13 protein-coding genes are annotated in these 13,999 nt (G+C 38.2%); 6 read left to right on the top strand and 7 right to left on the bottom strand.

Going from position 1 to position 13,999, the window contains the following annotated elements:
* Genes GLP24_RS00525 through cyoA form a run of 6 tightly spaced genes read right to left on the bottom strand, consistent with a single transcriptional unit; the run spans position 1 to position 5,535 of the window.
* Positions 1-621, bottom strand: coding sequence for an SCO family protein (locus GLP24_RS00525; RefSeq protein WP_232576948.1), 621 nt, complete (start codon positions 619-621; stop codon positions 1-3).
* A complete protein-coding gene (gene cyoE, locus GLP24_RS00520; RefSeq protein WP_232615351.1) occupies positions 618-1,535 on the bottom strand; it encodes a heme o synthase in 918 nt (305 codons plus the stop codon). The genes GLP24_RS00525 and cyoE overlap by 4 nt, the downstream gene beginning before the upstream one ends.
* Before the next feature lie 13 nt (positions 1,536-1,548).
* Positions 1,549-1,917 carry a cytochrome o ubiquinol oxidase subunit IV gene (gene cyoD / locus GLP24_RS00515; RefSeq protein WP_080155840.1) on the bottom strand — a complete coding sequence of 123 codons (369 nt, stop codon included), beginning with the start codon at positions 1,915-1,917 and terminating at the stop codon, positions 1,549-1,551.
* A complete protein-coding gene (gene cyoC, locus GLP24_RS00510; RefSeq protein ID WP_232615448.1) occupies positions 1,917-2,561 on the bottom strand; it encodes a cytochrome o ubiquinol oxidase subunit III in 645 nt (214 codons plus the stop codon). Before cyoC ends, cyoD begins: the two co-directional genes overlap by 1 nt.
* Before the next feature lie 15 nt (positions 2,562-2,576).
* On the bottom strand, positions 2,577-4,661 hold the full coding sequence (gene cyoB / locus GLP24_RS00505; RefSeq protein WP_232615350.1) for a cytochrome o ubiquinol oxidase subunit I: 2,085 nt from the start codon (positions 4,659-4,661) through the stop codon (positions 2,577-2,579).
* Positions 4,651-5,535 (bottom strand): ubiquinol oxidase subunit II, encoded by an 885-nt coding sequence (gene cyoA, locus GLP24_RS00500; RefSeq protein ID WP_232615349.1) that lies wholly within the window; start codon positions 5,533-5,535, stop codon positions 4,651-4,653. The genes cyoB and cyoA overlap by 11 nt, the downstream gene beginning before the upstream one ends.
* A 919-nt stretch (positions 5,536-6,454) precedes the next feature.
* Here cyoA and GLP24_RS00495 point away from each other — a divergent pair.
* From GLP24_RS00495 to GLP24_RS00470, 6 genes are all read left to right on the top strand, one after another.
* A complete protein-coding gene (locus GLP24_RS00495) occupies positions 6,455-6,889 on the top strand; it encodes a DUF6789 family protein (RefSeq protein ID WP_232615348.1) in 435 nt (144 codons plus the stop codon).
* A gap of 204 nt (positions 6,890-7,093) precedes the next feature.
* The gene (locus GLP24_RS00490) at positions 7,094-7,633 is read left to right on the top strand and encodes a redoxin domain-containing protein (RefSeq protein ID WP_045038059.1); all 540 of its coding nucleotides are present in this window, start codon (positions 7,094-7,096) and stop codon (positions 7,631-7,633) included.
* A gap of 213 nt (positions 7,634-7,846) precedes the next feature.
* The gene (locus tag GLP24_RS00485; protein ID WP_232615347.1) at positions 7,847-8,812 is read left to right on the top strand and encodes a LacI family DNA-binding transcriptional regulator; all 966 of its coding nucleotides are present in this window, start codon (positions 7,847-7,849) and stop codon (positions 8,810-8,812) included.
* A gap of 92 nt (positions 8,813-8,904) precedes the next feature.
* Positions 8,905-10,638, top strand: a complete 1,734-nt coding sequence (locus tag GLP24_RS00480) for an alpha-glucosidase (RefSeq protein WP_232615346.1) — start codon at positions 8,905-8,907, stop codon at positions 10,636-10,638.
* Between the two features lie 59 nt (positions 10,639-10,697).
* Entirely contained in the window at positions 10,698-12,320 is a 1,623-nt protein-coding gene (locus tag GLP24_RS00475; protein WP_232615345.1) for a PTS transporter subunit IIBC, read from the top strand.
* Positions 12,321-12,410: 90 nt separating this feature from the next.
* Positions 12,411-13,223, top strand: a complete 813-nt coding sequence (locus GLP24_RS00470; protein WP_221943415.1) for an endonuclease/exonuclease/phosphatase family protein — start codon at positions 12,411-12,413, stop codon at positions 13,221-13,223.
* A gap of 79 nt (positions 13,224-13,302) precedes the next feature.
* On the opposite strand, the gene GLP24_RS00465 is transcribed toward GLP24_RS00470, so the two are convergent.
* Complete coding sequence (locus tag GLP24_RS00465) at positions 13,303-13,905, bottom strand: DUF3157 family protein (RefSeq protein ID WP_232599678.1); 603 nt, start codon at positions 13,903-13,905, stop codon at positions 13,303-13,305.
* Positions 13,906-13,999 lie beyond the last annotated feature (94 nt).

The following is a 13,999-nucleotide window of genomic DNA, read 5'->3' as shown; positions in this document are numbered from 1 at the left end:
CTATTTTTTAGTAATGGTTTTTTCATAAATACGTTCAATACCTGCAGCTAATTCGACAGGGGTCGTGTTGTGGCTCATCGCTCCCACTAGCTTGCCTGTGTCATCAATAATATAGAAACGTGAAGAGTGATCGACGGTATAACTTAATTCAGATGATTCCATATCAACAATGTCAAAATAAACACCATATTGTTTCGTTAAAGTTTCTATTTGTTGGTTGGTACCGGTTAAGCCAATAACACGATCATCGAAGTATTTAGCGAATTTATTTAATGACACTAAATCATCGCGTTCAGGATCGACACTGACGAATAATCCTTGTACATGTTGATAGGTTGCAGGTGATAAGCGTGAAAAAGCGGCTGATAATGTTCCCATGGAAGAGGGGCAGACTTCAGCGCAGTTTAAAAAACCAAAATAGAGCACTACAATATTGCCTTTAAATTGATCAAGGCTGACATTGCCGTTAATACTGTTTAGTTCAAATGGACCGCCAAGATCTTTTAGCGGTTTTACATTCTCACCAACAGGGGTTGTGGTGTTATAAATATAGCTTCCCATTAAGGTAGCGAGAAACAGAGCGCCAAAAAGAAGCACTATTTTAGTTGGGTTTTTCGTCATGAATGAGGCTCCATTACTACGGTAGGTAATGCATTAACTTGATAGTCATCAGCAATGGTCTCAGATGAAAAATCAAGTGAAATTAACGTACAAAACACCATGATATTGAAAATGGAACATAACAGCATTTTTTTACCCCACTGAGCATTAGGGACTTTTTGATAACCCACTTTGGCAATATACAGCCAATGTAAGCTCACTAATCCCATACCTAATGCATACCAGCTACCCACATAGCCAAGGTAAGTCAGTGTTAATGCTGCCATCGCAAAGGCAATGATATAACCAATGATATGGTAACGTGCGCGAGCAATACCGATTTCAACGGGTAAGACTGGAATTGAGGCTGATTTATAATCGTCGAAACGGTAAATCGCAATCGCGTATGAGTGCGGTATTTGCCATAAGCAGAATGTAATAAACAGTATTGCCGCGCCGCTATCAAATTGCCCTGTTACAGCGCAATAACCGATAACGGGAGGACAAGCTCCTGATAAGCCGCCAATTAAGGTGCCGTAAACTGATTTGCGTTTAAAATAGAGACTATATAAGCCAACGTAAACCACAAAACCAAGCACACCAAACTGAAAGGCGACGGTGGAAGTATAGTGATAAAGTGTAAAAAAACCGCCAACGCATAATACTGTTGCCCAAATTAATGCATAAGAGATGGGAACAATTTTTTTGACTAATTCACGCTCACAAGTACGTTTCATTAATTTGTCGATATCTATATCGATGACATTATTGAACACGCAGCCTGATGCAACAATCAAGGTGATACCAATACCGACAGCTAAGAGTAATACGCCATCAATATTGCCTTGAGATGCCAGTAATACACCACCGATGGCTGCAATGAGATTGCCACCGATGATGCCCGGTTTGGTCAGTTTCAGATAAGGTTTAATCATAGAACCTCCTTGATCAATGACCCATTAGCATGTTGTGGTTTAAGTGATCCATGATCCACAACGAACCTATAAGAATAATAGCCACAATAACGACCACGAATACAGCTGACGACGTATTCCACATTTGTTCCGACGAGGTGTTCATATGCAGGAAGAACACCAGTTGGACTAAGATCTGTGCAACAGCGAATACCATGATCACACCAATAATGAACTGGGTTGAACCGACGCCAGCCATGACCATAGCAAAAGGTACAATGGTTAAAATAATAGAGAACACTAGCCCTCGAACATATTCTTTTACGCTGCCGTGAGCTTGGCCACCTTGACCATGCGCCGTTGAATGTTCGTTAGTCGAGTGTTGGTTAGTTGAATTGCCCATTACAATACTCCCATTAAGTAAACCACACTGAACACACAGATCCAGATAACATCAAGGAAGTGCCAGAATAGACTTAAACAGGCTAAACGTGTTTTATTCTCTGCTGAGAAGCCGTCACGTTTAAAATGGAACACCAATACAATCATCCACATTAAGCCTACAAAAACGTGGAGTCCGTGAGTGGCGACTAAACCGTAAAATGCTGACCAGTAGGCACTACTATGAAACGTCGCGCCTTCACTACTAAAATGATAGAACTCATACAGTTCCATGATTAAAAAAGACAAACCAAGCCCAAACGTAATGGCTAACCATTTGAACATACCTTTAATATCTTCATGGTTGGCTTTGAGCATTGCCATGCCGAATGTAAAACTACTAAACAGTAACAGTGCCGTTTCCGTTAATACAAAACCAAGATTGAACAGTTCCTTAGGTTCAATTAAGCCGGCGAAGCTATTTGAATAAACAGCGTAAACTGCAAATAAAGTACCGAATAATAAGCAGTCACTGAGGATGTAAATCCAAAAGCCAAAAATAGTATCGCCAGCATAGTCGTGATGGTCATGATCATCGAGATCATGATTGTCGGTAGACTGAGCAGGGACATTGAGATTGAAGGTGTCTTTTACTTCTGTAGTCATCATTGCTCTTGCCCCTTATGCCATGGAATCGGCTGGTTTTAGATCGGATGGATCGAAATTATCATCTTCACCATCTTTGTGTTCAGCGGTCTTCTCACCACGTGCTTTAGCAAGATGTTTACGTTCAATCGCTTCAATTTCAGAGACTTCAACATAATAATCTTTACTGCGTTGGAAGCTGTAAACAATCCAAGAAGCAATCATGCCAACAGCGCCTGCAATGACCATCCACCAGATATGCCAGATGAAAGCAAAACTAAACATTAATGAGAACATACTGATAACCACTCCTGCCCAGGTGTTCTTCGGCATGTGAATACGCTTATAACGTTCAGGCTCTTGATAAGCTAAACCATGTTCTTTGGCGTAATGATGTTCGTCACGATCATGAATCTTAGGCAGTAATGCAAAGTTATAAAATGGTGGTGGGGATGATGTTGCCCATTCCAATGTACGGCCGTTCCATGGATCACCAGTAAGATCTAGATTCTGTTTACGATCACGAATACTGACGAATATTTGGTAGAACTGAACCGCAATACCCGCTGCAACAATACAGACACCAAAGGCTGCGACCCATAAGTAAGGTGCCCATTCTGGATTCTCCGCAACATTTAGACGTCGAGTCATGCCGTTAAAACCAAGAACATAGACTGGCATAAAGGCCACGAAGAAACCGACGGTCCAAAGCGCACATGAGATCTTGCCTAGACGTTCATCAAGGGTGAATCCTGTGGCTTTCGGGAACCAGTAAGTAAGGCCTGCAAAGTAACCAAAGAGTGCACCACCGATAATCACATTATGGAAGTGGGCAATAACGAATAAGCTGTTGTGCAGAACAAAGTTAGCCGCAGGTATAGCAAGCATTACGCCAGTCATACCACCAATAGTAAATGTGATTAAAAACGCAATTGTCCACCACATACTGGCACTGAACTCGACCCGTCCTTTATACATGGTAAACAACCAGTTGAAGATCTTAACCCCCGTTGGAATTGAGATAATCATGGTTGCAATGCCAAAGAAGGCGTTAACACTTGCGCCTGCGCCCATGGTAAAGAAGTGATGCAGCCAAACGATAAATGACAACACCATAATTACCATTGTTGCCCACACTAATGATGTGTAGCCAAACAGACGCTTACGCGAGAATGTAGCCGTAACTTCTGAAAAAATACCGAAAGCTGGCAGCACTAGAATGTAAACTTCAGGGTGGCCCCATGCCCAGATGAGGTTGACGTACATCATTTGGTTACCACCCATATCAGTGGTAAAGAAATGGGTACCAACATAACGATCGAGTGTTAATAGGGTTAAGGTGACCGTTAATATAGGGAAGGCAAGTATAATCAGTGCGTTGGCACACAGTGATGTCCATGTAAATACGGGCATTTGCATCATTTTCATGCCAGGTGCACGCATGCGAAGGATGGTAACAACAAAGTTAATCCCCGTTAGCAGTGTACCTATACCTGATATTTGCAGTGACCATAACCAATAATCAACCCCGACCCAAGGATTAGCATCCATACCTGAAAGCGGCGGGTAGGCTAACCAACCTGTTGCTGCAAACTCACCAACAAAAAGGGACATGTTAATTAGAATAACGCCAACAACGAAGAGCCAAAAACTCAAGGAATTTAAAAAGGGGAAGGCAACATCGCGAGCACCTATCTGCAATGGCACGATAATATTCATTAGACCCACTACAAATGGCATCGCAACGAAGAAAATCATGATCACGCCATGAGCGGTAAAGACTTGGTCATAGTGTTCTGGTGGTAGATAACTGGCATCAATGGTAGAAGCTGCTTGTTGGGATCGCATTAATATCGCATCAGAAAAACCACGTACGAGCATCACCATTGATACGATGATATACATAATACCTATCTTTTTATGATCGACAGAGGTAAACCATTCACTCCATAAGTAGTGCCATTTTCTTTGATATGTAATTAAGCCTAATAGCCCTAATCCACCAAGCACTACGGCCATCATGACAGGAAAAACGACTGGATCGGTAAAGGGAATAACATCCCAATTTAATTTGCCGAAAACCGGATCCACTTCAGCGTATACATTCCCTTTATAAGCCATTTTGGACTCCTGCGTGTTTCTCAATAATGTCTTTAAATTTCAGCGGAGCAACAGAAGCAAAGTATGTCACTGGATGTGGCGCAGTAATTTGCTCGTTAGCATTGGCCGTGAGTTGATCGTAGCTATTATTATTTAAAATTTTCTCAGAGGTTTTGACTTTTTTTACCCATTGTTCAAAATCAACAGCTTTAACAGCATGGGCTTTAAATCGCATGTTAGAAAAGCCATAACCACTGTAATTGGCTGATATACCGCGATAACTGCCTTCTTCTTTAGCCATAAGATTTAAACGGTTTTCCATCCCCGCCATTGCGTAAACTTGGCTACCGAGTTGTGGAATAAAAAAGGAGTTCATGGCGGTATCTGAAGTGACTAAGAATTTAACAGGGCGGTTAACGGGTAGTGCTATTTCATTGATTGTGGCAATTTGTTGTTCTGGATAAATAAACAGCCATTTCCAATTCATAGCAATCACTTGAATGGTTAATGGTTCTTGATCGGAAACAATCTCTTTTCTTGGGTCAAGTGAGTAAGAGGTTTGGTAGGTGATCCACCCTAATGCTAAAACGATTAAGCAGGGGACAGTCCATATAACCACTTCTATTTTGGTTGAATGCTCCCATTCTGGTGTGTATTCAGCCTCTTTGTTGCTCTGACGGTATTTATAAGGAAAATAAATCGCCATAAATAAAACAGGCACGATAATGATTGCCATCAGAAGAACGGATGTAATGATTAATGATGATTGGGCTTCACCAATGCTGCCTTTTGAGTCAAAGAGCACCATGTTACTGCTGGCAAAGAGTACCACTAAAAATAATGTTGAGAGTAATGTAAGTAGGATGATCATCTTCTTACTTTGAATTATTTTCATTTTTCCTCCGTGAACTTGATTACTCATAACAAACAAAAGTAATAATCGTTACTGGATAACAATTATTTTGTTAGCTAATGTTTACTTATTTGTAATTATCCTATCATTCCAAACGATGAAAAATAACGCTCTGATATATAATATTTTATTGTATTTAAGTAACAAAAAAGTATCAAAAAGCTATTTTATTGTCATGTTTAGTATGTTAAATGAATAAATGTTGCTGTGTTGTGAATTTAATTGTTCTATTCTTGATCAAATCAAGCAAGTAATAAAACGCTTATTTCATTAGAATGTATTAAAAATGTTAAAAGTTGAACATGAGTTATACTTTTTAGAATAAATTGTATGATTGTGAAGTAAGTTATTTTTTGTGTGGTCAAAAAAAAGCAAAAATTAAATCTAAAATGAACTGTTTAGTTTAAAAGTGTTGACAAATTATTACCTATAGATTAAATTAAACTGAAAGGTTTAGTTCAATTTGTGGGTTTATAGATTTGTCTGTTTTGTATTCATAAATGCAGTAATAAATACGTTCTACTCGATTATTTAATCGTTAATGAGATTAGGCGTTATATAAATATTATTAATATATAGTGTTATTTTATATTAGTGATATTTTTTAATGTAATCCATCTTGAAAAAAGTTGTACGTTTAAATCGTAGGGTATGAATGAAATATATTATGATTATTAGTTGAATATGAGAAGAGATAATGATGTTTAATATTAGCTGACTAAGATTCATCTGTTTATTTTTTTGAGAATATCTTTTTATAATCAATTCTCAAAAGTATATTTATGAAATCTTAGCAATCACTTTAGTATTATTTTTATGCTTAATTTAATAGAGATTCAAATTGAATAAGTCACTATACTTATCAAGTTCTACGACAATTAAGCATAATAATGGAGGCTGTATGTCGAATAGTATTTTTAATGCAAGTAATGTAGTTAAAGCTTTAATTGGTGGTTTTCTTGGTACACTAGCTTTTACCTTAATGGGTAAGTTTGTTGCACCGCACCTTATCGGACATTCTATGGATGTGGCTGCTATTATTGCCCACATGCTAGGAACGTCTGATAGTGTCGGTCTAATGATGCACTTTATGGTTGGTACAATTGTATTTCCTATTGCTTACTTACTCATTGGGTATAAATATTTACCAGGTCCTGGTTGGTTACGTGGTATTGTATTTTTAATTCCAGTTTATCTTGTTGCGATGACCATTGTTATGCCAATGGCTGGTAAAGGAATGTTTTTTAATAGCGTTCCTATGTCAATGGTTGCTTTAATGGGACATATGGTTTTCGGTCTTATTCTAGGACTAGTTATTGGTACGCCTAAAAAATAAGTAATAAACAGTAATAGTTGTTATTAATACTATATCTATTATTAATAACAACTTGTCTGCTTATTCCTTTTTTACATAAATATTAAATCATTATCTTTGTTATTAGCGTTCATGTTTAATAAGATCCATTTTCATTTGAATATATAAACATGCTTGTTACAAAGAAATGGTGCATATATTAATGATCTCTAACGAGGATTCAATATGACGACTTCTATAAAACTTAATGCGGGTGATTTATTCCCAGAAATGCAAGTGACATTACTGGATGGTTCATCTGTTACTTTAGGTAAGCCACAAGGTAATGCAACATGGCAAGCGGTATTTGTTTATCGAGGTAAACATTGTCCGTTGTGTACAAAATATCTTAATGAATTAGAAAGCTATAAACAAAAGTTGTTAGATTCAGGCGTTGAAATTATTGCTGTTTCTGCTGACTCAAAACAACAGTTAGAAGAGCATATTGAAAAATTAACGATCAGTTTCCCTATTGCTTACGGTTTAACTGAGCAACAAATGCAAACATTGGGATTATATATTTCGATTCCACGTTCAGAGCAGGAAACCGATCATAATTTCTCTGAGCCTGCATTATTTGTTATTAATGAAAATGGTGGATTGCAGATTGTTGATCTATCGAATAATCCATTTGTGCGACCAGAATTAGAATCATTAGTAAATGGTATTGGATGGATCCGTAATCCAGACAATAACTATCCTATTCGTGGTACGTTTAAGTACTAAGAATAAAAAACACCAGCCCAACAAAGGCTGGTGTTTTTCTATTGGTAACAAAAAGAGGGGAATACATTGCTAAATCTTTACAAGATTACTGTTGTTATTGAATGGAACTCAGCATAGTTTTATTACTTTTCAATAGATTAACGTTAGTGCTGTATTCTTTGTCAATATATTGGGTACTATAGCGATAATATTGATTATTGTAGTGAAAGTGTTATGGCGCAAAAAATGACGATGGCTGATATTTCAAAGCAGCTTGGAATATCTAAAATGACAGTGTCACGTTATTTTAATAGTGGTTATGTATCAGAAGAAAATCGCATTAAAATTGATGCGATCGTAAAAGAAAATCATTATACCCCGAATAAATTTGCACGCTCTATTCGTAGTCAATCTAATATTATTGGTTTTATTGCACCGCGTATTGAATCTTACACGACTAGCTTAGTGATTAAAGGGGCGTTAGCAGCGGCAAATGAATCTAATGCTCGAATGTTATTTCATGCGACAGGGTTTAGTCATGAATCTGAGCGCCAAGCCGTAAGCGAGTTCAATGGCCTTAATGCATTGGGGACGATAGTTATTGCTTCAAAGCACAGTATCGAAGAACCTTTTTATAAAGGGCTAGAAAATTTAATCTTTATTGGAAAGCAAATTTCTGATCATTGTTGCTTATATTATCCCGAACAAGCAGCGATAACGGCACTCGTTTCTCATACCATTCATCAGTTACAACAACAGCAAGCTCCCTTTACGGCCATCCATTATATTTATGATGCGCGTATGCTTTCATTACGTACCCAACTGATGCAAACCACGATTAATCATATTGCTCCAGCTTTACCTCTTTCTTTACAAGCATTAGCTGATTCTGAACAAAAAGAAGCTTATCAAAAGGTTACACTACAACCTAATCAAGTTTATTTTTGCGCTACTGACAATATTGCTATTCGTTTGTATCGTCTTGCAAAAGAACAACACCTAAAAATAGGCCATGATATTTGGATTGTAGGCATTGGTGATTATGACTATAGCGACTTATTAGTGCCAAGTTTAACAACGGTAGCGTTTAATTATTATCAAATGGGCTATCAGGCAGTGAAGAAGCTAATCAAGCGTGATTCAAGTTCTTGTGAAGGTCAATTTGAGTTAAAAATTAGAGAAAGCTCTCAATTCATTTAAAAACCTTTTGCATATCACTACATTCGATCTTACCGTGTGTGTTATCGGTAACACATACAAATATGCAGTATATGTTTAGTAAGGTTAAATGGATGAATCACCTCAATAATACGTCAGCAACATCATTTGCGTGGTGGAAAGCAGCGACTGCTTATCAAATATACCCTCGTAGTTTTTTTGACAGCAACCAAGATGGTATTGGTGATATTGCTGGCATTATTACCAAACTGGATTACTTAGCTGAACTTGGTATTGATTTAGTATGGATTTGTCCATTTTATCAATCACCTAATGATGACAATGGTTACGATATTAGTGACTACCAAGATATTCACCCAGATTTCGGTAGCCTTGCCGATGTTGATCGTTTAATCAATACTGCACATGAGCGCGGTATTCGTATCATTATGGATTTAGTGATTAACCATACCAGTGACGAGCATCCATGGTTTATTGAATCACGCCAAAGCAAAACTAATCCTAAGCGTGATTGGTATATTTGGCGCGATGGTAGTGCTCCAACCCCGACAAGTCCTACTAATGATCCTAATAATTGGGAAAGTATATTTCATGGCAGCGCGTGGGAATATGATGCTGCTACTGCGCAATATTATTTGCACTTATTTTCTAAAAAACAGCCCGATCTTAATTGGCAAAATCCCGAAGTAAAACAAGCACTATTTAGCATGATCCATTGGTGGCTAGCACGAGGCATTGATGGCTTTCGAGTAGATGCCATTAGTCATATTCAAAAGCAACCTAATCTACCGTCATTACCTAACCCTAATGGTGATGATTATGTGTCTTCGTTTGATTACCACATGAATGTAAATGGCATTGAGCAACATTTATATGAACTGCGAGACCAAGCTTTTGCTCCCTTTGATATTGTCACTGTCGGTGAAGCTAATGGGGTAGCGGCACAAGATGCATTAACGTGGGTTGCTGAACCCACTGAAAATGATAAAGGTGGCGTCTTTAATATGATTTTCCAATTTGAACACATGAAGTTGTGGTCGGAAGAGCGAAATGGTGAGCAGTTTGATTTGGTGGAATTTAAGCAAATCTTAACCCGTTGGCAAAATGCATTAGAAGGTAAAGGCTGGAATGCTTTATATCTCGAAAATCACGATCAAGCCCGTAGTATTAATACGTTTGCTAATCCTAATTATTGGTATGGTAGTGCGACCGCATTAGCCGCCTGTTATTTTCTAATGAAAGGCACGCCATTTATTTACCAAGGCCAAGAAATTGGCATCGTTAATCATACGTTTACTGCGTTAGATGATTTTAATGATGTGTCGGCTAAAAATTTAATCATTAAATTACAACAGCAAGGAAAAACAGATCAACAAATATTAGATCTGCTAAATCAAGTCTCGCGTGATCATAGCCGTTTACCTATGCAGTGGAATAGTAGTGTTTTTGGTGGGTTTTCAGAGGTGACACCATGGCTGGTTGTTAACCCTAATTACACCGATATTAATGTTGAACAACAACAGCGCGACCCGCACTCGATTTTACAGTTTTATAAACAGTTAATCGCCCTTCGAAAAAATAACCCAAGTTTGATTACAGGTCGTTATCAATTATTACTAGAAAACGATATCAATATTTATGCTTATCAACGTATTGAATCAGATCGAACGTGGACGATTATTACGAATTTAAGTGATCACGATACCAACGTTGATCTTGATGTTACTCAGCTAGGGGAACTCATTCTCGATAATCAAACGCCAAATAATGACACCACCCGTAGTGACTTTATGACCACACAATTAGCACCGGCTTATGCAGCTTATGTGTTTGTGAAAAAACAATAGTTATATTTATGGCAGGTCAGTGATGACGTTAACCTGCCTTCTCAATCAAGGACATCGTTATGAGTAAATTGCTTTCGTTTGATTTTTGGCAACGATTTGGTAAATCACTGATCGTTGTGATCGCAGTAATGCCAGCCGCCGGTATTATGATTTCGCTGGGTAAAGTGGTTGCTATGTATGCTGGTGGCATTGGTGCTATCGAAACTATTGGCCATATCATGGAAAATATTGGCTGGGGCGTAATTGTTAACTTACACCTGTTATTTGCCGTTGCGATTGGTGGTTCATGGGCCAAAGAGCGGGCGGGTGGTGCATTTGCAGCCGTGATTGCTTTTATATTGATTAACCGCACCACGGGGGTTATTTTCGGTGTAAGTAGCAGCATGATGAATGATCCTCATGCTACTGTCATGAGTCTATTTGGTTCTGAGTTGCCTGTATCTCAATTTTTTACAACAATTTTAGGCGCGCCAACACTCAATATGGGGGTATTTATTGGCATTATCTCTGGATATGTTGGGGCTAATTTATATAACCGTTACTATGATTACTCGCGTTTACCAGAAGCGTTAGCGTTCTTTAACGGCAAACGTTTTGTTCCTTTTATGGTGATTATTTATTCGGTGATTATCGCGTTTGTTCTCGCGGTTATCTGGCCATTAGTGCAAGGTGCATTAAATGAATTTGGACAGTGGATCGCAAATTCAAAAGATAGCGCACCGATTGTTGCTCCGTTTGTTTATGGCACCTTAGAGCGTTTATTGCTGCCTTTTGGTTTACATCATACGTTAACAATTCCTATGAATTATACCGAACTGGGTGGAACATATCAGTTATTAACCGGACCAAGTGCGGGTTCAAGTGTTTATGGTCAAGATCCATTATGGCTTGCATGGGTGAGTGATTTAAACAACCTCAAATTAACCGATCCAGCGGCTTATCAACATCTATTGGCGACGGTTCATCCTGCGCGCTTTAAAGCGGGTCAAGTGATCATTGCAGCGTCTTCTTTAATTGGTATTGGTCTTGCCATGTACCATTGTGTTGATAGTGATAAGCGTCTGCAATATAAGCCGATGTTCTTCTCAGCGTGTTTGGCTGTATTGCTAACGGGTGTCACTGAGCCCATTGAATTTATGTTCATGTTTGTTGCTCCCGTACTGTATGTAGCACATGCGATATTAACCGGATTGGCTTTTGCGCTGGTGGATTTGATTGATTTACGTGTGCATGCTTTTGGTCTGATTGAACTGATTACACGTGTTCCGATGATGATTTCTGCGGGCATTGGTGGGGATTTAATTAACTTTGTGATGGTGTGTATTGCCTTCTTTGCGATCAACTATGCGTTATTCCGCTTATTAATCATTAAATTTAATCTACCAACCCCTGGACGTGCAGGTAATTATATTGATGAAAAAGCAGAAGGAATGTCACAAGACGACAAGCTTGAAATCATTATGCAAAATCTAGGTGGTCGTGAAAATGTTGCAGAGATCGATGCTTGTATGACACGTCTACGGATTACAGTTAAAGATCCTGCATTAGTGGCTGACTATACATTATGGAAGTCAACCGGTGCGTTAGGATTGGTCATTAAAGATCAAGGGGTACAAGCCATTTATGGTCCGGGTGTTGATGTGATTAAATCTGCATTAATAGATAAGTTTGCGATGGCTTAACGGGTTGTTGTAACAAATGACATTATTGATAAGCGTAGTGGAAATGCTACGATTTTTTATCTCAATACATCATTAGTAAGTGAATGATTTATGAAATTATTGACATTAAATACCCACAGTTGGCAAGAGCAACATCAATTACAAAAGTTAGCCATTGTCGCTCAAGCGATTATTGATCAAGATTGTGATGTTATTGCATTACAAGAGGTTAACCAACACCATCTTAGCGCTGTTGTAAATGAAAAGATATGCAGTAATCATCCCGTACACAGCGATAATTATGGCTATTTATTACAGCAAAAATTAGCCGAATTGGGGCATGATTATCAGCTAACATGGGATTTTGTTCATCAAAGTTATGACGTTTATCAAGAAGGATTGGCTTTTTTAACCCGCTTACCCATTATTGAGCATCAAGTGATCGATTTAAGTGACCATTATGATGTCAGTAATTGGAAACATCGTCGCGCTGTACGTATTAAAGTGGCTTACAAACAACAAGAGTTGGATTTTTATAATTGTCATTGCGGCTGGTGGAATGATGAACAAGGTTCGTTTGCTGATCATTTAAATCGAATTACAGCGACGTTATCACCGCGATTGAGCTTCTTATTAGGTGATTTTAATAACCCTAGTCATCTTCGCGATCAAGGTTATGATTATGCGTTACAATGTCACTTATTTGATTGTTATACCATGGCAAAAACGAAAGATACAGGTATAACCGTTGTTAAAAATATTGATGGCTGGCAGCAAAATAGCCAATTATTACGGTTAGATTATATCTTTAGTAATCAACAAGTCTCAGTAAAGCAGCATCAAACGATCTTTAATGGTGATTTTTATGATGTAGTGTCAGATCACTTTGGCATTATTACCGAAATTAGCATTAGCAGTGAATAGATTGTCAGCCAGATCATAATTAGTGAATAAAAAGCTCAAATTTAAATCATGATTTGAGCTTTTTATTGTAATTTTATGGTTATCTCATATCAACATCAGTGATTTCAGCATCAATAAAGTAACGTTCAGCTTTCGGTACATCAAAGGTGATCGGTTTGCCTTGATGCTGTGTCTTCGGACGGAAATAGGTGTCTGGCATACGGTTAATTGAGCGCCATACTGTGAACTCGTCTGTGGCTATTGTTTGGCCGTCATTATTACTTAAACGCACTTTCATGGTGACATTAACCACTGATTTTGAACTTTGGTTAGTCATCATTGTTGGAATGATTAATGTACCATTTTCGTAATGTGCTGCCGTTAACAGTACATCCATGCCACTATCACTGAGTTGTTGAATGGCTTTCGTGGTTCCTAATTCAATTTCAACGCCTTTGAGAGCGCTAATAATGGGAATCGCTACTGCAGATGTTGCGATAACAGGAATTGCTGTTGCGGTTGTTGTTTTGAGAGTAGGGCTGGTGGCTGAGTTATTAGTTTGTGCTTTATATTGCCAAGTAAAGTTATCATGCAGGACAACTTGACGTCCATCTTTAAGCGTGATGGTTTGATCCGCAGCCCATACTGAACTGGAAGCGATTAAAGCAATAACAATACCGCACAGTTGAGTTTTTTTTAGCATTATTCTGTCCTTAATTTCTGATGCTATTAAGGGCGCAATTCTAACAGCTTATCGTTAAATAACGCTAACGCTATTAAACCAGCACGATGGCTGG

This window comes from Photobacterium carnosum (assembly GCF_021236965.1).
Lineage (GTDB): Bacteria > Pseudomonadota > Gammaproteobacteria > Enterobacterales > Vibrionaceae > Photobacterium > Photobacterium carnosum.
This window is presented reverse-complemented; position numbering and strand designations above follow the sequence as displayed.

Excerpts from the sequence above, each read along its gene's own strand:
- GLP24_RS00465 (WP_232599678.1), bottom strand. The coding sequence starts at position 13,905 with ATGCTAAAAAAAACTCAACTGTGCGGTATTGTTATTGCTTTAATCGCT.
- GLP24_RS00525 (WP_232576948.1), bottom strand. The coding sequence starts at position 621 with ATGACGAAAAACCCAACTAAAATAGTGCTTCTTTTTGGCGCTCTGTTT.
- GLP24_RS00470 (WP_221943415.1), top strand. The coding sequence starts at position 12,411 with ATGAAATTATTGACATTAAATACCCACAGTTGGCAAGAGCAACATCAA.
- cyoE (WP_232615351.1), bottom strand. The coding sequence starts at position 1,535 with ATGATTAAACCTTATCTGAAACTGACCAAACCGGGCATCATCGGTGGC.
- GLP24_RS00485 (WP_232615347.1), top strand. The coding sequence starts at position 7,847 with ATGGCGCAAAAAATGACGATGGCTGATATTTCAAAGCAGCTTGGAATA.
- GLP24_RS00480 (WP_232615346.1), top strand. The coding sequence starts at position 8,905 with ATGAATCACCTCAATAATACGTCAGCAACATCATTTGCGTGGTGGAAA.
- GLP24_RS00490 (WP_045038059.1), top strand. The coding sequence starts at position 7,094 with ATGACGACTTCTATAAAACTTAATGCGGGTGATTTATTCCCAGAAATG.
- cyoD (WP_080155840.1), bottom strand. The coding sequence starts at position 1,917 with ATGGGCAATTCAACTAACCAACACTCGACTAACGAACATTCAACGGCG.
- cyoA (WP_232615349.1), bottom strand. The coding sequence starts at position 5,535 with ATGAAAATAATTCAAAGTAAGAAGATGATCATCCTACTTACATTACTC.
- cyoB (WP_232615350.1), bottom strand. The coding sequence starts at position 4,661 with ATGGCTTATAAAGGGAATGTATACGCTGAAGTGGATCCGGTTTTCGGC.
- GLP24_RS00495 (WP_232615348.1), top strand. The coding sequence starts at position 6,455 with ATGTCGAATAGTATTTTTAATGCAAGTAATGTAGTTAAAGCTTTAATT.
- cyoC (WP_232615448.1), bottom strand. The coding sequence starts at position 2,561 with ATGACTACAGAAGTAAAAGACACCTTCAATCTCAATGTCCCTGCTCAG.
- GLP24_RS00475 (WP_232615345.1), top strand. The coding sequence starts at position 10,698 with ATGAGTAAATTGCTTTCGTTTGATTTTTGGCAACGATTTGGTAAATCA.